General features: G+C 37.5%; 11 protein-coding genes and 4 pseudogenes. 6 read left to right on the top strand and 9 right to left on the bottom strand.

Going from position 1 to position 22,225, the window contains the following annotated elements; translation table 11 throughout:
* Positions 1 to 4,653: filamentous hemagglutinin N-terminal domain-containing protein (locus ACFINH_RS07860; protein ID WP_375632579.1), on the bottom strand; the 4,653-nt coding region annotated here is incomplete at its 3' end.
* A 25-nt stretch (positions 4,654 to 4,678) separates the two neighbouring features.
* Positions 4,679 to 6,475, bottom strand: coding sequence for a ShlB/FhaC/HecB family hemolysin secretion/activation protein (locus ACFINH_RS07865; protein WP_375632580.1), 1,797 nt, complete (start codon positions 6,473 to 6,475; stop codon positions 4,679 to 4,681).
* Positions 6,476 to 7,435: 960 nt separating this feature from the next.
* On the opposite strand from ACFINH_RS07865, the pseudogene ACFINH_RS07870 reads away from it, so the two are divergent.
* Both ACFINH_RS07870 and ACFINH_RS07875 read left to right on the top strand, forming a co-directional pair.
* Positions 7,436 to 7,678: pseudogene (locus tag ACFINH_RS07870) on the top strand (hypothetical protein); the annotation flags it as partial.
* Positions 7,679 to 7,799: 121 nt separating this feature from the next.
* A pseudogene (locus tag ACFINH_RS07875) lies at positions 7,800 to 8,042 on the top strand (hypothetical protein); the annotation flags it as partial.
* Positions 8,043 to 9,380: 1,338 nt separating this feature from the next.
* Here the strand turns inward: ACFINH_RS07875 and ACFINH_RS07880 are convergent.
* The 4 genes and pseudogenes from ACFINH_RS07880 to ACFINH_RS07895 all read right to left on the bottom strand — a co-directional run.
* On the bottom strand, positions 9,381 to 9,605 hold the full coding sequence (locus tag ACFINH_RS07880) for a hypothetical protein (protein WP_375632586.1): 225 nt from the start codon (positions 9,603 to 9,605) through the stop codon (positions 9,381 to 9,383).
* Positions 9,590 to 10,108 carry a hypothetical protein gene (locus ACFINH_RS07885; protein WP_375632581.1) on the bottom strand — a complete coding sequence of 173 codons (519 nt, stop codon included), beginning with the start codon at positions 10,106 to 10,108 and terminating at the stop codon, positions 9,590 to 9,592. Before ACFINH_RS07885 ends, ACFINH_RS07880 begins: the two co-directional genes overlap by 16 nt.
* A gap of 26 nt (positions 10,109 to 10,134) precedes the next feature.
* A pseudogene (locus ACFINH_RS07890) lies at positions 10,135 to 10,567 on the bottom strand (DEAD/DEAH box helicase family protein); the annotation flags it as partial.
* Between the two features lie 75 nt (positions 10,568 to 10,642).
* Positions 10,643 to 10,817 (bottom strand): annotated as a pseudogene (locus ACFINH_RS07895) (transcriptional regulator); the annotation flags it as partial.
* Positions 10,818 to 11,174: 357 nt separating this feature from the next.
* Here ACFINH_RS07895 and ACFINH_RS07900 point away from each other — a divergent pair.
* From ACFINH_RS07900 to ACFINH_RS07915, 4 genes are all read left to right on the top strand, one after another.
* A complete protein-coding gene (locus ACFINH_RS07900; RefSeq protein ID WP_375632582.1) occupies positions 11,175 to 11,783 on the top strand; it encodes a fumarylacetoacetate hydrolase family protein in 609 nt (202 codons plus the stop codon).
* Positions 11,784 to 11,933: 150 nt separating this feature from the next.
* Positions 11,934 to 12,425 (top strand): LysE family translocator, encoded by a 492-nt coding sequence (locus tag ACFINH_RS07905; protein ID WP_375632583.1) that lies wholly within the window; start codon positions 11,934 to 11,936, stop codon positions 12,423 to 12,425.
* A gap of 732 nt (positions 12,426 to 13,157) precedes the next feature.
* Entirely contained in the window at positions 13,158 to 14,558 is a 1,401-nt protein-coding gene (locus ACFINH_RS07910; protein ID WP_375613396.1) for an amino acid permease, read from the top strand.
* A gap of 1,017 nt (positions 14,559 to 15,575) precedes the next feature.
* Positions 15,576 to 16,967, top strand: a complete 1,392-nt coding sequence (locus tag ACFINH_RS07915) for an amino acid permease (RefSeq protein ID WP_375632584.1) — start codon at positions 15,576 to 15,578, stop codon at positions 16,965 to 16,967.
* A 111-nt stretch (positions 16,968 to 17,078) separates the two neighbouring features.
* Here the strand turns inward: ACFINH_RS07915 and ilvC are convergent, their stop codons facing one another.
* From ilvC to ACFINH_RS07930, 3 genes are all read right to left on the bottom strand, one after another.
* Positions 17,079 to 18,098 carry a ketol-acid reductoisomerase gene (gene ilvC / locus ACFINH_RS07920; RefSeq protein ID WP_375612028.1) on the bottom strand — a complete coding sequence of 340 codons (1,020 nt, stop codon included), beginning with the start codon at positions 18,096 to 18,098 and terminating at the stop codon, positions 17,079 to 17,081.
* Between the two features lie 1,067 nt (positions 18,099 to 19,165).
* Positions 19,166 to 19,900, bottom strand: coding sequence for a pyridoxine 5'-phosphate synthase (locus ACFINH_RS07925; protein WP_375632585.1), 735 nt, complete (start codon positions 19,898 to 19,900; stop codon positions 19,166 to 19,168).
* 84 nt (positions 19,901 to 19,984) lie between these two features.
* Positions 19,985 to 21,106, bottom strand: coding sequence for an ATP-dependent RecD-like DNA helicase (locus ACFINH_RS07930; protein ID WP_375612026.1), 1,122 nt, complete (start codon positions 21,104 to 21,106; stop codon positions 19,985 to 19,987).
* Positions 21,107 to 22,225: the final 1,119 nt, after the last annotated feature.

Consider the following 22,225-nt stretch of genomic DNA (forward strand, 5'->3'; position numbering starts at 1 on the left):
GACAGTGGTGTCACCTCCCGATTTTATCGAAGATCCAACGGCATGAGAGGCTTGCATATCCACTTTCGTGTTTTTGGTGCGAAGATGATATTCCACTTCATCGTTTCTTACCCCTATTGTTACCTCCCCTTGGGCGCCAAGAGCAACATTGCCCTTGGCATCTATATCGGAAGCAGCCATATGGATATCTTTTCCAGAGAGAACAGTGGTCTCTTTTCCAGAACTTAAATGAGAGCCATTGTGTAAAGCAACATGAGATGTTTCACTCCCATTCTGATTGTCCATGCTGTTGCGTGTGGCATCAATCGAAACATTGCCCTCAGCTTGCAAGAGAAGTTTATCCTTTGCTTGAACATCAGAGCCTAGAATATTCAAATCTTTTCCAGAGGAAAGCGTTGTTGAGCCACCAGAGTTGACTTCTGATTTATGATGCATGGTGGCATCACCCTGTTCATCATGGTAATGGGTTTCTGCTGAACCGATCGTCAAGTTACCTTGTTCTGTAGCCATGGCAAGATCACCTCCGGTAGTGATCCCCACCCCTGAGGCTGTAATATCTTGTTTGGCAATCACCGTTGCATTACCACCAGCAGAAAGCGCCTCGGTGTTTAATACGGTCTCCACGCCGTCAACCGTTGTGCGCCCTGCATCCAAACGAATATTCTTCTCCGCAACTAAAACAGCATCACCACCCGCCGCAAAATGCCCTCCTTGACTGAGGATATCCCCGCCATGCACATGCAATTGGTGGTTTGCCGCAATCCGCCCTGAATTGGTTATCGTGGAATTGCTTGTATTTTGGCTGGTGATATTGACATCATCGCCCATGATCAAAGCCCCAGCAGAAACAAAGGAAGCTCTGTCTTTTTCAGGGATGTAAAGCACCGGAGCATAAACATCCATGCCCTTGACCTGTTGGCGCACATAAATCACCATCGGGGCTTCTAGGGACGCCAATTGTTCTTCACTCAAAGCCTCACCAAAAGGGAGATTGTGTGCTTTTGCATATTCTGCCCCGACATCCAGCAAAGTTTTGACTTGTTCAATGGCATCACTTCCAGGAATAAAGGAACCTTTGCCCAAACCTTGACCAACAAGATCACGCATTTGTTTTTCAATCAATTCCTTTTCGAAATAAGCATCGCCTAAGAAAAAAATCTCTCTGTCAGGATTGTAGCCAATTCTGTTCAAATAATAGGCTGAGCCATAAAACTTGCCGACATCAAGAAATTCTGCTCTAGTTTCATAAATGAAATTTTGATTGGGCAGCGTGCCCCCAACCCCACCCGATTGGGGCTTTGGTAAAGGGAGCCCCTCAGAAAGTTCCCCTGTATTATTGAGATCCACTTTTGGTGTAAAGAGAGCATCAACCCCGGTTAAACCACTTAAGGACTCCAGTGGATTGCCTTCAACTGCTTGTGCTTTAAAATGCGCATCCCCTGTAATCGAACCTTCCGCTGCCGTGTTATTGAGTTGATCAACCACCAAATTCAACGTGCCACCCGCTTGGACAAGACCAGGAACACTCTCCAAAGCTTCTGAACCAATCTGGCGATCCTTGCCATTGGCTATATCTAAAGAAACATCGCGGCTTCCATCAGCTTTATAGCCATAACAACTGTCTGTATAAGCCTGACAACCAAGATAAATGTTTTTATAAGCTGTTACCCCCAAATTGGTGAGCACATTGGCGTGGATATCGGCATTTCCCCCTGCTCTCATAGAGCTATAATGGTTGTCAATGGTATCAGCGTTAATGATGAGATTGCCACTAGATTGTATTACCCCCGAAACAGTTGGTTTATGAGAAAACCCTTGCGTGACAGTCTTTTCTGTCATGTGTGACCAATTTTCGTTTATTGCCCCTAACCATCCTCCCTTCTGCCGAGAACCATTCCAAGAATACTGTTCTATGCCTTTTCTGTTATCATTATATTCCCAAGTAAAAGCCTTATAGACTGTTCCATCGCTTGAAATTGCGGTGCCATAGATTTCTTCTTTGCTCGCCCAAACCTGCTGTTCAAATATAAAATTCTTCTTCTTTTTACCAGCCGGCCACTTAGAAAGCTTTCCTTTACCCCAGCTATTCGATCTCGTATCATGATATAAATCCCTACCATCGAGAAAATTATATTTGTCTGGTTTTTGGAAAGAAATATCGCTATATTCCGTTTTTTCTGTGATGACAGGCGTGCTATCGGCTTCGTTTTTTAGAGTGTTGGTTTGGATATTTAAGTTTCCACCAGCTTGAATAAAGCCTGCTTTGTTAACAAGCGAAAGGCTTTTTCCGCTGCCAGCCGCATTGGTAAAAGATAAATCACCTTCTGCCATTATGGTGCCAAAATCATTCAACAAAGCCCCATCAACTTGTAAAGCACCATTGCCCTTCACATAAATTAAGCCCGTTTTGTTGTTGGTCACATTGCCCGTCACGCTAAAGACTAAATCCTGCCCCGATGCCAATTGACCGCTATTTCCAAGCTCCCCCGTTTTGATCACGAAATCTCGTGCCGCTAAAACCGACGTTGTCTCATCAACCATAACGCTTGGAGCAATAAAGAGAATATCTCCAGTCCCACCGCCATCTCTTACGGCTTGTAGCCGCGCATTGTGAATATCAAGAGCATTGGTGCTTTGAAAGTCTAAACCGCCATAAGTCAATTTACTGTCCGAGACATCAATATGATCTGCAATTAAATACAGCGTTTGCGGCGTGTAAATATGAGAACGATTATTGCTTAAATCGAGAGTGTTTGCCGTCAATCTCACATCCCCCTCAGCAGACAACACATTCTCAACACTGATCTCTCCAGATACCGATGTCAATGTTGCGCTGCCATAGCTCATGACCTGATCATAATAGATGTCGTTGCCTGCAAAAATTTCAATATTGCCACCACTGGCAATCTGACCAACATTCATCCCTTCTTTTGCTGTAATCAAAAGAAAGCCCTTTTCATCTAAAACAAGATCCCCTGAACCGCCCGTAGAAACGACACCTGTCATCAGTGTGCCTGCATCAAGGCTGCCAACCTTTAAAACAGCTTCTTCACCCGTCATCAGCGAAGAAAAGTCAACCGCCCCACCCTCAATATTTGCCTTGCCATAGGCTAAAAGTTGCCCAAAATGAACGGGAGCATTTGTTGCTGGTTGTGCTTGAATGGCAACATTTTGATGCGACAGAATTGTTTGAGAAACAGATAGCCCATTATGAGAAACTAGGGTGATATCTCCTGCTCCATAAACACTTTCAGCAACAATCGCACCTTGACTGCTCTGGAGATCAACATCCCCTTGAGTGCCAAGAACAACAACACCAGCAGCACCCGTTGCCGCCATATCAACCCCACCGGCTAAAAAATGAGCTTGTATATCACCACCGGCATGCGCCTTGAGATTCCCTTGCGCTAAAACAATCCCCTCAAGCTTCAAGTTTCCGCCCGATTCAAGAGCCATATCAGCGCCTGCCCCTAGCCCTGAAACTTGAAGTGTCTGGCGCGAAGAAAGCTCCATATTGCCCCCAGAGGTTGCCTTACCGGCAATCGATAAAAGCCCATCCTGCGCCTCTATCTTCAAATGACCATCAGCACCAACCGTTTCTAACGTCACATCCTTATGGGCGGCAATATCAATATGCTTTTTCGAGGTGATGTGTTTTGCCAATATGCTCTGGCTTTTCGATTTGAGGACAACACCCCCATGACCAAAAACATTCTTCAACGAGATTTTCCCGTCAGCAGAAAGATGCAACTGCCCCGCATTGGCGGCCATATCATGGCGCATGCGAACCCCAACACCTTTTTCTGTTGCCACAAGTTTAATCTGATCCGCCTGTAGAGCCCCCAAAGCAGAACCATCTATCGCATATTCCGGTTTACCGGTAATATCGGTCAGTTCTTTCATTTCCCGTGAAGCATAATCAAAGTGACCCGTCCCTGCTGTCACACCAATTTCTCTGCCCGCAACAGCTCCTTCAAAATGCACTGTGCGTGAGACAATATCGACAATATCAACCGCCCCTTGACCAGAGAAAAAATTGGCTCCCTTAGCGCCAAAGGTAATATCCCCACCTCGCACCTCAAAGCCTTTCAAAAAACCGCTCGCATCAATTTCGGGAACACCTGTGGTTAAAGTCGCATGGGGCGTATTGATAAAGCCACAACCATCACAGCTTATCCCATTGGGATTGGCTATAATCACATCGGCGGGGCTCCCAAAAACCTCTCCTGGACCATGAAGCGCACTGCGCTTGCTGCTGGTCACTTCATTTAAAATCACTTTCGCCGAACCCGTGAAACGCAAATGCGGATTGCCCGGCATAATGCCCCCCAACTGCGATTGCCCCACTTCTTGCGCATGATTGTTCCAAATCACACCTGGATTTCCAATATTAAAATCGTTATATTTATTGTGTGATAAGCCCTTGCCATTGGGGGTAACAATATCAATCGAGGGAACCCCATTGGGCGCTGCCACTATATCTGGACGATGGGCGGCATTCGCGTTAGGATCCACAGTAATTTGCGCCTGTAACGCTGAAGGGGCTAACAAACAAGAAAAACCAAGTCCCCCAAATAAAACCTTTTTGAGCATCGTACTGGAGACTAAAACACCTAATAAAGCTGCTCTTTTTGCTCTCTTCTCATATCTCATACGTTAACTCCCCAATAAAAAATGCTTAAAGTTCCATTGTTAATGTCATAAAAAATGTTCCTGATTTTTTGTGCTTAACTGTGCTCCAAAAAATACTGGAATAACTGGCATCAAGAGAGACCATGCCTCCCGCAAGCTTGACACCGGCTGTCCAACCGGCAAGCTGATCATTCTTAATCCCATACAAAACTTGCGAAAACACACGCCCATAATCCAAACCAACATAAGGGCGAAGTTCTCCAAAAACCTTTTTGAAGGTCGCGTGATTGCTCCACGGAATGGTGCGTAGCAACAAATCATTTCGGCTAAAAAAACCGTTATTGCCAAAAAGCAAACTCTCACGCGTGCCACGAACATTGGAAGCGCCCCCCAACGAAATCTGTTCAGCACCCAATAAATTATGCGGTGAATATTGACCACTCAAAAGATTGCTCAGTATAAAGTCCAAGCTCCCTACCTTAAAAGGCGTCATGACACTAAGCGTACCAGTAAATTTGGCAAATTGTGGCTCCGCATCCCCTGCTCCTGGATCGTGCTTCTTGACAGAATGAAACAAAGGGAGCCCTTGCAAATAACTCACATCAAAGGTCCAAGTCCCCCCCAACATCTGGCGCGAATGCGAAATGCCAAAATTGGCGACGCTATATTGACGGCTGCCCACTTCAATCTTATTGCCAAGAAGGTAATTGTTGGTTCTTTTATAAGAAAGACCTAAATTCAAGGTTGTAAGGGAAACACTATCACGGTAAAGAACCCTGCTTGTACTGGCGTGCAACTCACTGGAATCCCCTGTCGTCTCAATATCGGTAAAATTGCCAGGGATTATGCTTTGGTAATTATAAACAGTGCCATTCAATCCAAAGGTCCAATAACCATATGGAATACTCACACTCGCTGAAATGTTATTGCTATGTCCTTCTTGCTTGCTCCCACCCCAATAATCGGGCTCACTGCGTTGATAGTTAAAATCCCACGCATCATTCATCCCTAAAATATTTTCTACCCTTAAGCCCGCACTATAACGCGCATAACCCGTGGAAGATTGTCCCATATTGTCATGAGAAACAGTAACCTTGAAAGTTTTATCGGGATGATTGTTAATATTGACAATGGTGCTCCCTTCTTCACGCCCTGGAAGAAGTTCGCTTTGAGCGTGCGCTGAACTCAAACGGTTGATCTGATCAAGCCCCTGTTCAATATCGCGCATGTTCAAAACATGACCTTGAAGCCCAGGAAAAGCACTCCATACAACATTATTATAACGAGACGTCGGTAAACCATTATAGTAAATCTCTGAAAGCTTGCCCTCAACGACAACAAATTTGAGCGTCTTGCTGTTTTTGATATCTTGATCAGGAATATAAAAACGCGCCGTTACATAGCCTTGATCCAAATAAACTTTGGTTAACTTCTTGATTAAGAGCTGAATATCAAAAAGACCGATACATCTTCCAACATAAGGCTCTGTTACGGCTGATATAGAGCGCTTTTTGACATGGTGCACTCCCTCAACAACAACAGCATGAATTGGAAAACATTGCTTCCCACCCAAAAGCATTTCTGGATTTTGCTCTGAAGGCGTCTTGATCCTTTTAGGCGTTAAAGACCGTAATTTCTCAATTCTTTCTAATTGCTGCTTCTCAGATTGTTGGCGAGAAAAATTATCTGTTGGGGAATGAAAAATAGCTGAGGAGCGCGCATAAACATTTACACCTGTAAACAAGCCAAAGAAAACAACAATGGCACGAAAAATTCTCAAAAGAGAACTTTGGCGTAAAAATACAGAAAACAATACAGATTGCCCCCGCTTTGCACTATTCATGAAGCACTCTTTAAAAGAACTTCATGGAACCTCTAACAAGTCCACTCAAAACAGCCACTGCCCTATGACGCTTTTAACAAAAGCACATGCCTCTGTAACCAAAGAAAAGTGACACCCAAAAACCACTTTATTTTAACTGCTGAAGATCTCTCCCCCACATTTATATAAAGAAGCCTCTAAACAAAACTGTTTAGCCCGTCAATGGTTAATACATCAATATCCCCAGTTTAATGCTACAATATATTTATCAATAATTAGAGATAAATTCACTCTCCAGCTCCTCTAAGCCACTCAACACGCATATAAACGAGACATCATCCTATCAAGCACATCCTGTCGTCAAAAACCATCATAGAAAACAATAAGAAATCTCTTTTAAAACTTTCTACTCAAATAGGCAAAACTCTCTGTACAGCGCATTAAGCAACCTTTCTCCAAAGATAATGATCTGAACAGAAGAGTTTTGTCCAGTGCTGTCAGTGTTGTCAGTTCTTTTTAGAGCCTATATTATTTTTTTAAATGAGAGAAAATTAAAAACATTATATTTCAATATGTTAGCATTTTAACGATACAACCTATATCGACAATACAACCTTAAATACAATCAATAATATATATTTGTCAGTTTGTGTCTGTAAATTGAACTGACAAACTAGATTATTTTAGTGACTCATAAAACCTATCAAAACATACATTCTGATATCTTAAAAGCACATAGTGAATTTGTCTTTTTTTCATAAAACGAATAGCAAATTTCACTATTTTGCTGATTTTACCTCATGTCATAGGCTGTGGATAAGTAGCCTTTAATAAAATTTCTTTTTAAGCAGGTTATGGGTCTTTAGCACCCTTTTTTTATTTTATTATTGCTATTTGTTTTAAATAGATCTAGCAGATTCTATTTAAAGTTTTTTGACACCTATAGATCAACGCTTATAAAGCGGTGGGGTTTTATTATAAATGCTTCAATCTCATAACAAACCACTGACATTACGCTCTCTGTTACAATCCTACCGTGATCATACAGAAAGTGCGCGCGATAGAGGAACTTCTTTTGAAAAGTTTGTAATTGCTTATTTGACGCAAGACCCTCTACAATGCCAAGAATATGAAAAGGTTCAAACCTATTGTGAATGGGTAAAAGAGCATGGGGAAGATGGGCGTGATATCGGCATTGATCTGGTTGCTAAAATTCGTAATGATATCTGTGATGATAATCAGTCACTAAAAGACGCTGCTTAAATAACGCGTGGGCGCGGCGGGGGCGCCCTCCTTTAAACATCTCATTTAAAAATTTAAATCTCTTTATAAAGGAATTGTGCTCATGCAAAAGAAGTTTGCACTCACAAATGAAACGCGTGTATTTGGTAAACATATTCTTTATCGCATTAAAGCATTAAAAGACTTTTCTGATATCAAAGCAGGTACTTTAGGTGGCTTTATTGAAAAGGAAAATAACCTCTCTCATGAGGGCAATTGCTGGGTCTATGATGAGGCTCTTGTGTTTAAAAATGGTCACGTTTATGAAAATGCAAGGGTTTATGGCAATGCTAGGGTTTATGAAAACGATAATGTTGTCAATATAACTGATAAAACAGAATAAAAATAGATATGGGGGGCGTGCCTTTTTATGGTGTATAAACGCATATAAAATGCATTGCTATAAACATATCATAAAAGAGAGAGTAAAATAAAAGAAAGCCGTGCCAAGTGATATGATGCGGCTTTCAAATAGCGTTTCTTATTGATTAAAATGAATCATCCACAATGGAGTAATGAGTGTATATATACAAAACGTATCATATTGCAAGTGCTCTATGAGAGATATGAAAACTTATCAAAAGGAATGTAAATGTTGCGTATGATCTTTAATCACTCATTTGAATTACAGAGCCTATAAACGCTTTTATGGCTATCAAACGTATCAATCATAACGTCTTTATCTTAAAAAAATAAAGCACATTATCAAAATGCTTGGTAGCTTTATCAAAACCCGCTTTTTACATTTACGAGCGTTGGTTTTCAAAACAATCTCTCATAAGACAATAAACAACCGATTTTATCAAACGCAAGGCTTTAAAAACTGTTATAAACATCAGTTTCAAACGTTTAAACATGCATTTAGAAAAGCTTTCATAAGCGTATTTTCATTTTGCACTCAAATGTAACTTCTTTGCAAATTAATCGCTCTATATTTGGCTAGCAAAATTAAGTAAAATCCCATGCCTTATGATGTTAAAATATTTTTGAATTTTGCTTGCTTATCTTTGTCTCAATAGCTGCCCCCAATTTTGGGGTGAGTAAATCACTCAGTCCATATTTGGCTCTGTGCTTTTAAACGGTAACTTTTAAAACGTTTTTTAGTACCATATCTAAGTAGATAGTATTCTACTGCTATGGCATTGTTCGTTTCCATTTTTTTGTGGAAGCGAATACAGTTTCGTTTTTAAAAATTAGCATAGCTGTTGTGATGATACTATATTTATGCTGCTTACTTATCGTTTCTAAATTTTTAGAAAGCGTTTTTAAAAGCGATCTTGTCTTTAAATCCTTTTATGCAATCTTTAAAATGTTCGGTGTTATGATGATGCTGTTATAACAGCTCTCTATTTTACGCTTCTCAATTTTGAGAAGTGTAATTTTATGTTTTTATCATGTGATAACAATCCAATCTTTAAACGTATGTTATCGATAATTCCAAACAATTAAATTTTAAAACAATGTAATTTGTGCTGTGATAAAAACGTATCATAAATTTATAAACTGTTATGAATGATATCTGCTTTTCATTTGAATGACACATGCGTTATAACATTTACATGATGATTTGCTTTTTATGGTCTATTCATACATGGCAATCTTATATAAAAATAGTTAAATGAATCATGCATAAAAGTGTGGATTCTTATAAAATAATTACACTCAAACTATTGACTTTATTGCATTTTTTAGTATTATATTTTATATGACCGATTAAGAGATGGCCTTTGATCTCACCAACATCCGCACATAGCGTATGAAATCCACCGATCTTTTCAGAATTATCCTCTGTATAGCCATCAGGAGCCGTCGGATTTTGCGAAAGTTCAAAGGATAGCTCATTCGTCTGATCTTTTAAGATGAGATATATACATAATAATCCTTTCCTGCTTCAAGATATTCGTCAAAAGTCATCCTTCCACGCCCTGGAATGCGGTAAAAGATGGACCTATCCCCATTCTCACCATCACGATAAAAGCGAAAACACGCCCCTTCATTGATCACAAGACCTTTTCTATTGTGTGAATCCGCTTCCATAATTCTGTCAGGTTGATGAAAACGCACATTCTCTAAAAAATTAGTGGAAAGAGAACCTACCTTACTTTGAAGTTCAGAAAGACTGTCACTGTTCCTCTGTGCCTTCTCTTGAACTTCTGTCAATGCACTCTTCGCTTCTTCCGCTAACACTTTTGCCTCAGAGGCGGCTGTATTCGCAGAATTTGTCGTTGCTGTCACCGTGTCTAATAAACTCTTGACCTCTCCAAGCCCTTGCTTCGTCGTATCAGCTTCTTCTTTTGCTTGCTCCGCAACACTCTTCGCTTCTTCCGCTGTTGTCTTCGCAATCTCGGCTACTTCCTTGGCTTCTACAACCAAAGGTTTTACCTTATTGCCTTAGCCTGTGCTGCTTCACAAATAATCAGATCAAATTCTGGTAAACCGTATTTCTTTTGCGCATCCGCAATCACTTGGATTGATTGGTAAGTAGCAAACACCACAATCATTGCATTTACTAGTACTTTATTTGCTTTTTTTCAAAGCTTTTAAGCATCAGTTGGTAGCTGATAGAACCAAGATCTGAGACATCGAGTTCGACAACAGCATCTTTGTTTTACGACGCTTGCCAACTTATGTATCAGAATACACCACAAAGGAATGAAACAGTACTTCTGTATAGCGTGTCCATTCTCTTATCGTTTGTGACATCAAAGCCAGAGAAGGCACGAGAAACAAAACACGCTCTCCAATTCCGGCTATTTGTTGTGCTATCTTAAAGCTGGTAAAAATCTTCTCCGTTCCAAATGCCATAATAAGTTTGCCACGGTCTGCTTCTTTTTAACCATCACAGACTTTCTCATACTTTTGGATTTGTTGAAAAGTTATCCCTAATTGGTGCCCTAATTGCTTTTACGACATTCCCAGCATTTTTCTTTGAAAGCGATTTTTTGCCTATAGAAATGTCGTTAAAATGTGGCTTTTTGCTTTTCACTTTCAAGTCCCCCGCCGGTTGCGAGCACCCTCGCATTAGTATTCCGAGAGCCTGAAAGTATTGAATACGAACCAGATTTTTACTTTTAGTGCTCATAGCACCTAGACATAGAAAAATATCCCATAATTCCGAGACACCCACAGAGTGGGCTCATTTATGATCGAACTTTAGGGCTTTCAGACCCTACTAATCGCTGCGTAGACGAGCAAAATCACTCTTTAAGTAATAAAGTAATTTCAGGAGATTAGCAATCAAAATGAAAATAATCTCAAAGACTATAAGATTGAGCACTCTTCAAAAGAGGATAATGCGAAGGGCTGTCATCGTGGTTAGTCATTAACCCACATAATGCTTCTTTTCCAGAAAATGCAAAACGCGATACAAGAAAAAATGTTGTTTGCAAAGTTTTCTCTTGCCTATACAAAGAGAAAATGAAAAACTTGGAGGGCTCCCATGATAAATGACATCTACTGTGTTGGATACAATTATGTTGGACATGTTCATGAACTAGGTAATGTTGTTGAAGATGAACCCGTTATCTTTAGCAAGCCAAAAAGTTCACTCGTTTTAGGCAATGAAATTTATCTCCCTAATTTTTCCAAAGAAATACATTTTGAAACCGAAATTGTACTCAAAATCTCAAAGGACGCTTTCATGATCATGGAGGAAGAAGCAGAAGAATGCTATGATGCCGTAGCAATAGGTCTTGATCTCACAGCGCGGGATTTGCAAACAAAACTGAAAGAAAAAAAGCTTCCTTGGCTTTTATCGAAAGGATTTAAAGGCGCCGCATACGTCTCTGACTTCATAAACAAGGAAAAAATAAACAACCCAATAACCTTTGCAATGAAGTTAAATGGCGAAACAAGACAAGTTGGCAATACGAAAAATATGATCTTTAACTTTGAGAAGATAATCTCATTTTTAAGTCACTACATTCAGCTAAGATGTGGTGATCTCATATACACAGGCACTCCACAGGGTGTCGGAAAACTTTCTCAGTTTGACAGAATAGAATTGTATCTCGAAAATCAATTAATTTCAGAGCTAAAAGTAAAATGAATCATCAAATACTGACCTTTTTCATTGTTTCATTTTTTTTAGTCATCTCACCGGGGCCGAATATGGCCCTTATCATCGATAATGCAACGAGATTGGGAAGAAAGAACGCATTTGTAAACGTTTTAGGATTGTGTACAGCAACATATGTGCATGGGGCATTTTCCACACCTAGGTGTATCAGCGCTCATTCTCAACAACAAAACGCTGTTTTTTTTAGTAAAACTCATGGGTGGCAGCTATTTATTATACATGGGCTTTAAATCAATTAAATCTGGAATACACAGCTTAAATTCAAAAGAAAGAAGTTCAACGAATGAAAAGCATGCTACGAGTGAAACAAAGCTTTTAACCAGCTATATGGACGGTTTTCTGACACAAATACTAAACCCCAAAGTATCTATATTTTACATAGCAGCTTTTCCAAAATTCTTAGCTTCTGGAGGTAGCATTAAAAAAGGTTTTGAACTTGTCACAATACATTCTTTCAACATCTTTGCATGGTTTACTTTAATTACCATTTTTATATCATTTGCCAGTACCGCCTTAAAAAAGCAGCGGGTAAAAGGCTCGATTAACATTGCGACAGGAACAGTTTTATCTTTGATAACAAATTGTAAAGTTAATAGAGCAATCTTTTCCTGATTCTGTCTCTCACTATGAATAGCTCAATCTCTAACAGAGCTTATACAATCCCCAGTTCTTTTTTTCTTCATATAACTGAATTACGTTGCATTTCTTTATCATACTCTCAAGGACGTTTGTGTAAACAATGTGAGTTTCTCGCAATATTTTATAAAATGTTACCAATATCTAAACAAAATCCTTATTCATCACTTTAAAAAAAATAAGCTATGATATTCCTCTTTTCGTTTATGAAACAAAAGTAACTTTTTGATTTATGATAGCACCATACAAACAAAAAAATGATTTAAAAATCATTTTAATTTTCCATTAAAAATTGTTTCTTAAACTAAGATGAGAACTCTCGAGTGCTATTTGAGCAAAAAGTAAACTCTCACCATTATGAATAATAATAAATAATGCACTGATTACAAATAATAAGTTTCAAAAAATTATAAAAACTCCTGACAACTTTCTGAAATAATTTTAAAAGCCCCACGTCTTTTAATGAACAATTAATTTGTTATTCATAACAATAAAAAGCTCCCCATTCAAATATCTGTTACGTTATTTAAGAGGAAAACATTCTCTTTTTTCAAAACCATATTCCTAAAACATATTCTTTTCTTTATCCACACAAAATCATAAAAAACGTTTTTTTCCTTTACACCTCATTTATATCATGCTTCGATACAAAATAATGCTTTTTTAGTGTAATTTAATCTCAAAATAATTAAAGGGAACCCCCAAAAAATGAGCTACAAACAAAATTTAAAAGATAATTCTCAGAATAAGTTACAGCGTGGACTACACAACCGACATGTACAACTTATAGCCATTGGTGGTGCTATTGGAACAGGTCTCTTCATGGGGGCAGGAAAAACAATTAGTGTAGCAGGTCCTTCCATCATACTCGTTTATGCTATTATCGGTTTTGCTCTATACTTTGTCATGCGTGCTATGGGAGAATTGTTGCTTTCTAATTCACAATACCGATCTCTTATTGATTTTTCAACCGATATGCTAGGACCGGGAATCGCTTTCTTTGTTGGCTGGAGCTATTGGTTGAGCTGGGTTGTAACTGGAGCTGCTGACATTATTGCCATCATCACTTATATGAACTTTTGGTGGCCAACACTCAATCCATGGTTTACCGTTTTTACCTGCATTAGTGTCTTTTTAATCTTTAACCTCTTTGCCGTGAAACTATTCGGTGAACTTGAATTCTGGTTTGGTCTTATCAAAGTCGTCGCAATTTTAGCATTAATTGTTGTGGGATTTTATATGATCGTTACGGGCTTTACCTCTCCCAATGGTACGGTTGCTTCTCTCAATCACGTATGGAACGATGGCAATATCTTTCCGCGAGGAATGACAGGTTTTTTTGCTGGATTTCAAATTGCCATTTTTTCTTTTGTTGGTATAGAAATTGCTGGAACAACCGCTGCTGAAGTAAAAGAACCTAAAAAAGTTCTCCCCAAAGCAATTAATGCAATACCGATCCGTATTGTACTCTTTTACATTTTTTCTCTCGCTGTAATTATGTCTGTCACACCTTGGGATCAAATTGTTCCAGATAAAAGCCCCTTTGTCTCGATGTTTTGGCTTGCAGGCATTCCGATAGCTGCTGGCTTGGTAAACTTTGTCGTTATTACCTCAGCTGCCTCTTCAGCAAATAGTGGTATTTTTTCTACCAGCCGTATGATATATGGACTTGCAACACAAAAAGGTGCCCCTCCAATTTTAGGTAAACTTTCCAGATACCATGTTCCAGCCAATGCTCTATTCTTTTCCTGTTTATGTATTTTAATAGGGTATACAATTGCCTCACTCTCTCCAAGCCTCATAAGTGCTTTTACAATTGTGACAAGCATTTCAGCTATTGCATTTTTATTCGTATGGTCTGTAATTTTGATTAGCTATATTGTGTATCGTCGCAATCGCCCTCATCTACACGCTGAATCCATTTATAAAATGCCAGGAGGTGTTATCATGTGTGGGATAATTTTAGTTTTCTTTGTTTTCATGCTCTATTTGTTGACATTAGAAGCTGATACTCTACTAGCCTTAAAATATAGTATATTCTGGTTTGTTTTCTTAGGTATAATGTATTTTATGTTTGTAAAGAAAAAAATAACTCAAGGTAACAAATAAAGTCTATACATAAAAACATCTCAAAAAAGGGTAATTTTAGTTACCCTTTTTCTACTTAACCTCCTCCCCAAACATCAAAAAACGACGATTCCTACCGGCACCGGTTTGTAAACAATCCAGCTTATTAAGGGGGAATGCTGCTGATCATTTATATGGTTCACCTACATAAGGCTCTATGGGCTAGCCCTACCCTGAACACTCACCACCCATTCTAAAAATACTTAATGTGTAAAATGTTATATGCTTTATATCACTACTCTACACAACAGTATTTTACTGTATAATAGGATAAGAACGAGCTATTCTGTAAAGAACTCTCTATAAACTTCACTGACATTGTTTACTAATAAAACATGAGATTTTATCTAAAACTCCCCCCCCCCCAAAAAAATTATATTCAATTTTTTATCAAAATTAAAAATATAGCTCTAAACAGAATATATCTTAATAGCTATCTGCAATAAAAAAAGATTCTATGAAAATATTTTTCTATTTGTAATAAATTTTAAATATTAATGCTTAAATGTAAATTTTAAATATATTTTTTAATGTTTTAAATAATAGTTTAACTATTTAAACTTATTTTATTTATATAAAAAAGTTTTATATTTAATAAATTTACAATTTTATTTATATTTTTATATAGACAACAATATCTATAAATAAATAATTTTAAATATAAAGATATTTATATAAAAATTACTATAAACAAATATACATAAATATATATTATTATTTATATACATATAATAATAATATATAATATAAATTATATTATATATTATATATATTAATTATGTATAAAACATAAAAAATCAAAAAAAATATAATACAATTTATCTTTTGTTTCTTATAAAGAAAATAATTATTCCATTAATTAATAATGTTTTTGCTTTATTCACATATAGTCATAGAAAAAAATTCCTTTACTCCTTAACCATAGCGTGTTCCGATAGAAGGAATTACCTTTTTTAGGGTAATTTTTATTAAAAAATAACTAAGGAGAACTCCCCAAAAATGAAAAAACAAAATTTAGAAAAAAAACCTAAGAAGAAATTGCAACGTGGACTACATAACCGACACATACAACTTATAGCCCTTGGTGGAGCGATTGGAACAGGTCTCTTCATGGGATCAGGAAAAACAATCAGTGTAGCAGGCCCCTCAATTCTACTCGTTTATGCAATTATTGGTTGTGCTCTATACTTTGTCATGCGTGCTATGGGAGAGTTATTGCTTTCTAATACACAATACCGATCTTTTATTGACTTCTCAACCGATCTTCTAGGGCCATGTGCCGGATTCTTTATCGGCTGGACATATTGGTTGTGTTGGATTGTCACTGGAACTGCTGAAATTATTGCTATTGTCACTTATACACACTTTTGGTGGCCTGAGCTCAATCCGTGGATTCCTGTTATAATTGGTCTTATGTCCTTTTTAATTCTTAACCTCGTCGCCGTAAAACTATTTGGCGAACTTGAGTTTTGGTTTGGTTTTATCAAAATCGTAGCAATTCTAGTTCTAATCGTTGTAGGATTTTATATGATCTTTACCGGTTTTGTCTCTCCAAACGGTACGGTTGCTTCTCTTAGCCATATATGGAACGGTGGGAATATTTTTCCGCGAGGAATTACAGGCTTTTTTGCTGGATTTCAAATTGTTATTTTTGCTTTTGTTGGCATTGAACTCGCTGGAACAGCTGCTGCTGAAGTAAAAGAGCCTCAAAAAGCTTTACCACAGGCTGTTAATTCAATACCAATCCGCATTGTATTCTTTTATATATTCTCTCTTCTTGTGATTATGTCTGTGACGCCGTGGGATCAAATCAGTCCAGAAAAAAGCCCATTTGTAACAATGTATGCACTTATTGGTATCCCAACTGCTGCAGGTTTGATGAACTTTGTTGTCCTCACAGCTGCCGCATCTTCAGCAAATAGTGGAATTTTTTCTACCAGCCGTATGATATATGGGCTAGCAACACAAAAAGGTGCTCCTAAATTTTTAGGAAAACTTTCTCGTAACCACGTTCCAGCCAACGCATTATTCTTTTCATGTATATGCATCTTATTTGGTTATGCCGTTGTATCGTTATCTCAAACACTCATAGCTGCTTTTACAATTGTTACGACAATTGCCGCAACTTTGTTTATATTTGTATGGTCTATCATTTTGATCAGCTATATCGTCTATCGCCGCAATCGTCCTCTCCAGCATACTGTCTCTCCTTATAAAATGCCAGGAGGTGTTGTTATGTGTTGGGCGCTTCTTGTTTTCTTTGCATTCATTATCTATTTATTGTCATTAGAAGCTGACACTGCCATAGCTTTAAAATACACTCCAGCATGGTTCATATTTTTAGGAATTGTATACTTTCTTTTTGGGAAAAAGAATTATGCAAAAAATTAAAAAATAAAGCTTATATTACAAAAAACATATAAAAAGGGTAACTAAAGTTACCCTTTTTATATTTATCTATAAAATTATAAAAGCTATTGACAAAATATCTCTGTAGAATCTTCAATTACGCTCTTTATCAACCAAAGCATTCGATTTTATCCAAGGCATCATAGAACGAAGTTTTTTACCCACTTCTTCAATAGGATGATTATCATTTAAACGCCGCATACTTTTAAAATGAGCAGCACCAGCTTTATATTCTTGAATCCAATTCGATGTAAATTTACCCGTTTGAATATCTTTCAATATACGTTTCATTTCTGCTCTGGTTTCATCCGTAATCACACGTGGACCAGACATATATTCACCCCATTCAGCTGTATTAGAAATCGAATAATTCATATTTGCAATGCCCCCTTCATACATGAGATCAACAATCAGTTTAACCTCATGCAAACACTCAAAATAAGCCATTTCCGGTGCATAACCTGCTTGTGTTAATGTTTCATAACCTGCTCGAATCAATTCAACAAGACCACCACAAAGAACCGCTTGTTCACCAAAAAGATCAGTTTCGCACTCTTCTTTAAATGTTGTTTCAATCACCCCAGCACGTCCACCACCAAGTCCACATGCATAAGATAATGCTACATTATGTGCATGCCCTGAAGCATCTTGCGCCACCGCTATTAAGCAAGGAACACCACAACCCCGTTGGTATTCATGACGAACTGTATGCCCTGGACCTTTAGGAGCAATCATCACAATATCAACGTTTTTTTTAGGTTCAATCAAGCCAAAATGAATGCTCAAACCATGCGCAAAAGCAATCGCTGCCCCATCGTGTAAATGATCATGAATATGTTCCTTATAAATATCAGCTTGCAATTCATCTGGTGTTGCCATCATAATGAGATCTGCCCATTTTGCTGCTTCAGCAACACTCACCACTTCAAAACCATCAGCCATGGCTTTTTTTACTGTTTCCGACCCTGAACGCAAAGCTATTTGCACATTTTTAACACCAGAATCTTTCAAGTTTAAAGCGTGCGCACGCCCTTGAGAACCATAACCAACAATGGCTACTTTTTTCCCTTTAATGAGATTAACATCCGCATCACGATCATAATAAACACGCATAAAAAATTCCTTCTTTCTCTATTTAAACTGGATTTCAGATTATTTTTATTCAATAAGAAACATTATCTACAGTGCATCACACACTTATAAAGACAAAAAACACCGCTTATAAGAACACAGCAATTGAATAATTTTAAAGTTTACATATTGCATAGAAAAAACTGTAGTCCCCAAACATTCCTAAAACATATACGGATCCCCAAATAAACTTCAACTGCTATTCTACAAAAACAATAATTACACAAAATAAGATTTCTAAAGAAAATTTAGCTAATATTCTACTCTTTTATCGTGCAACAAAACGCTATATTCTAAAAATTAAGATACAACATACAATCTTTAACATGAACCAAATCAATACGGATAGCAAGAAAAATTACAAAATAACAAGTATTGTTTTAATACAACCTTCAAAAGCATATACAACAATATCTTTAGAATAATAGAGAGGATGTTTTTACTTTTTACGTTCTTTAATATCCACGCCTCTCACACGAAGAAGCCCCCCATACGGCTATTATGTTATCCATTTATGGCGCCTTATAAAAAAATTTTAATATGCTCAAGCCCTTTTCAAGAATTCCCTATAATAGTGTAAGATTTATTGCACATCACTCTCTTTACTTCATAAAGCTACAAGTCGATATCATCATTCTATTTAACAGCTCCTATTGCATTAAGCTTATTCATAAGGAGATTTTACGTTATACTATTTACAGATAACCCAAAAATGCGCTCAAATATCAAGAAAATTTGTGTATTGATCCATTAAAATCCTACGCACTCCTTTATAAGGGAAATACTTTCAAAACCCTATTTCTTCTCCATTCAAAGAAATTATAATAAGAAGATTTTAAAACTTCCTCATAATGGATAGTACAAATAAAAAACATCGCATACACTCAAAAACAAAAGATAGAAAGCAACCAATAAATAGAGGAACAATAGAATATTTATAATGCACGATAATAGTGCTATTTATTTCAACATATATAAAATTGTTTTTTAAGATAAATTGGCAAACCTCTATAAAAATTTCTTTTCCAATTTTTATAGAGAGAAAAAGATTACGATAATAACCGAATAAAACGCTGAACAGTCTCATGTATTCCATACTCTAATGCATCAGCAATGAGCCCATGGCCAATAGAAACTTCATCAAGCCAAGGAATATTTTTGACAAGAGCAGGAAGATTCATAAGTGTCAGATCATGCCCCGCGTTTATACCTAACTGCAACTCTTTTGCTCTTCTTGCTGCTAAAACAAGTTTATTGAGCTCTTGATCTTGTTTTTTTTTATCCTGAAATGCACCACCGTAAGGTCCCGTGTAAAATTCCACACGATCAGCGCCCATTGCTTTAGCAATATCAAGACCATCGACAGTAGGATTAGCAAAAAGGGATACACGAATCTTTCTGTTTTTTAAATTCTGAATAATAGGTGCTAAAAATTCTGCATCATGAGTAAAATTCCAACCATGATCAGACGTTGACTGATCTGGATCATCAGGAACGAGGGTAATCTGATCCGCATAGTTTTTAGCGATATCTAAAAATTGATCACTGGGATAACCTTCAATATTAAACTCAGCAGTAGGAAAAGTGTTCTTTATTAAACAGTATATATCTGGCAAATCCGAAAAACGAATATGCCTTTCATCAGGGCGCGGATGAACCGTCAAACCTGCTGCTCCAGCAGCAAGCGCTATATGCCCAATATTCGTTATACTTGGCCACGGAAGATTACGTCGATTACGCAAAACAGCAACAGCATTAAGATTAACCGAAAGTTTTACCGCCATACCCATTTCCATTTTTTATAGTGTGTAACAAGATAGAAAAAAGGCATTTTCCATCTGAAACTTAGATGATATACACATTTTTCTCTATCGAACAATCGTTAAACGCTCTGCTGCGCGCGTAATTCCCGTATAAAGCCAGCGCGCATACATATCACGAAATGCAAAACTTTCATCAAACAAAACGACATTATTCCATTGAGAACCTTGCGCCTTATGAACCGTTAATGCATACCCATAATCAAAATCATCATATCGCTTTTTTAATTGCCATGAAATTTCTTGATCAGGGTTTTCAAACGCTGCTTTTAAAAGTTTAATCTTTGCTACCCCACGCTCACTTTCTTCTGGTTTCACAAGAAGATTAATACTTGGTTTAACGGTCTCCTTCTGTGAAGTCATCACCTTCCATAAAGAGCCATTCAACAAACCTTTAATCGGATCATTTCGCAAACACACCAGCTTATCTCCCGCTTGTGGATAATCTGCTGTAAATCCCTTTAACACACGCAAACGCTGATTATAAAGGTGGCGTGTACGATTAACCCCTACCAAGACCTGATCAGCATCCAAAACCAATTGTTGATTGACCTCTTTACGTGTCACAACGCGCGCTTCTCCATAGTCACCATAAGCAATATCGCGTCCTTCACGTACATCCATAGCAAGACGTATAATCGGATTATCGCGCGCTTGCCGATGAATTTCTGAAAGAAGAAAATCTGGTTCCCCATTAGAAAAAAAGCCTCCACCTGATATAGGAGGCAATTGACCTGGATCACCAAGAACAAGAATTGGCGTTCGAAAACTCATTAAATCACGGGCCAATTTTTCATCTACCATCGAGCACTCATCAACAATAATGAGTTTAGCTTGTGCAGCAGCACTTCTTCGATTTAACGTAAATGTTGGAGCAATAGATTTTTTTCCTGTTATTTCATCGGAAACTTCCTCTTCACCACGTGGACAATAAATTAGCGAATGAATCGTACAAGCATTGCTTGCACCTTTAGAACGCAAAACCTGCGCCGCCTTCCCTGTAAAAGCAGCAAATTGAACAGAACCATCAACTGTCTCTGCAAAATAGCGCGCAAGCGTCGTCTTACCCGTCCCCGCATAGCCAAAAAGGCGAAAAAGAGGAGAACGCCCTTCCTTCAACCACGCGGCAACAGCCTTCAATGCATTATCCTGTTCCCGTGAAAACTGCATAGCTTACCAACATAAGATTTGCATAAAAAGAGCAGTATTTTGAAAAAAAACGACTATCAAGAAAAACCTTTTTATTAAGAATTGCTGACACACGCCCATCTAACAACTTTCGTAGCACAATTATCAATTATTTACCCATTGTTTTTTCAAGATATTGTAACAATCTAAATTTTATCTATACATCGATCTTCTTGGTAACACCTTATGCGTATCAAATAAAATATCATTTTTTACAACAGTAACACCAACAATGGAAGATGCATATCTTAAATTTAAAATAACACCTATATACGCTTTTTCTAACCAAAATTTAGAATGAGAAAAAGAGCATTGCAATTGCAAAACCCTCACTAGAAAAAATGTCCTTAACAGGATAAAAATAATGTAATTTTTGAACGCTATTTTACACAATCAATCAGCTTTCTTGCACATAAAAATAAAGTACATCCACTATTACGAAATAATAATTAAATATATCAAAAACCTTTTAGCAGAAATAAAAATAGCTCTCAACAAAACGACTTAATCCTATGATGATACACCTATAAAGTTCCTATCTCCCTCTCATCATGATTTTAATAAATTTACTCTTCATGCTACAAATAAGTGATATCTCAACGAATAAAGAGAGACATCACACTTATATGAAGCACGCTTTATCTCGCACAAATATGTAGCTTTTTCTGTTTCAACAATAAAATATGGTTCGTAAGTATGGCCTTCTTGGTAGTCTATTATAGAAAACTGGGACATAGCTTCAGTCCAGCGTAGCACTTCAGGTTCGTCCTCTAGAATATGAGAAAAGCGCAATTCTCCATCTACTGAGTCAAACTTTTTCTTTTTGTCGCAATGTTTTAAAGTTTATAAAAACTAACTGATTAATGCTATTCTTATTTGCTAGAAATAACAAGACCTCTTTTTATCTATATAGATAATTGATTTTATATATCTTTTTAAAAGTACGGGATACGTAAATAAAAGTTAGGGAATAGGATTTTCTAACATTTCTCTATAAAGCACGCTTCGCACAATGTTTCTAATGTTTCTTTGAAGTCTGCTAACGCTTCTTGATGTAAGCCATCTAAAAGTCTCATAAACGCAACAACAATTTCACGTTGC

It is taken from the genome of Bartonella sp. AA74HLJMH (assembly GCF_042197045.1).
GTDB lineage: Bacteria > Pseudomonadota > Alphaproteobacteria > Rhizobiales > Rhizobiaceae > Bartonella.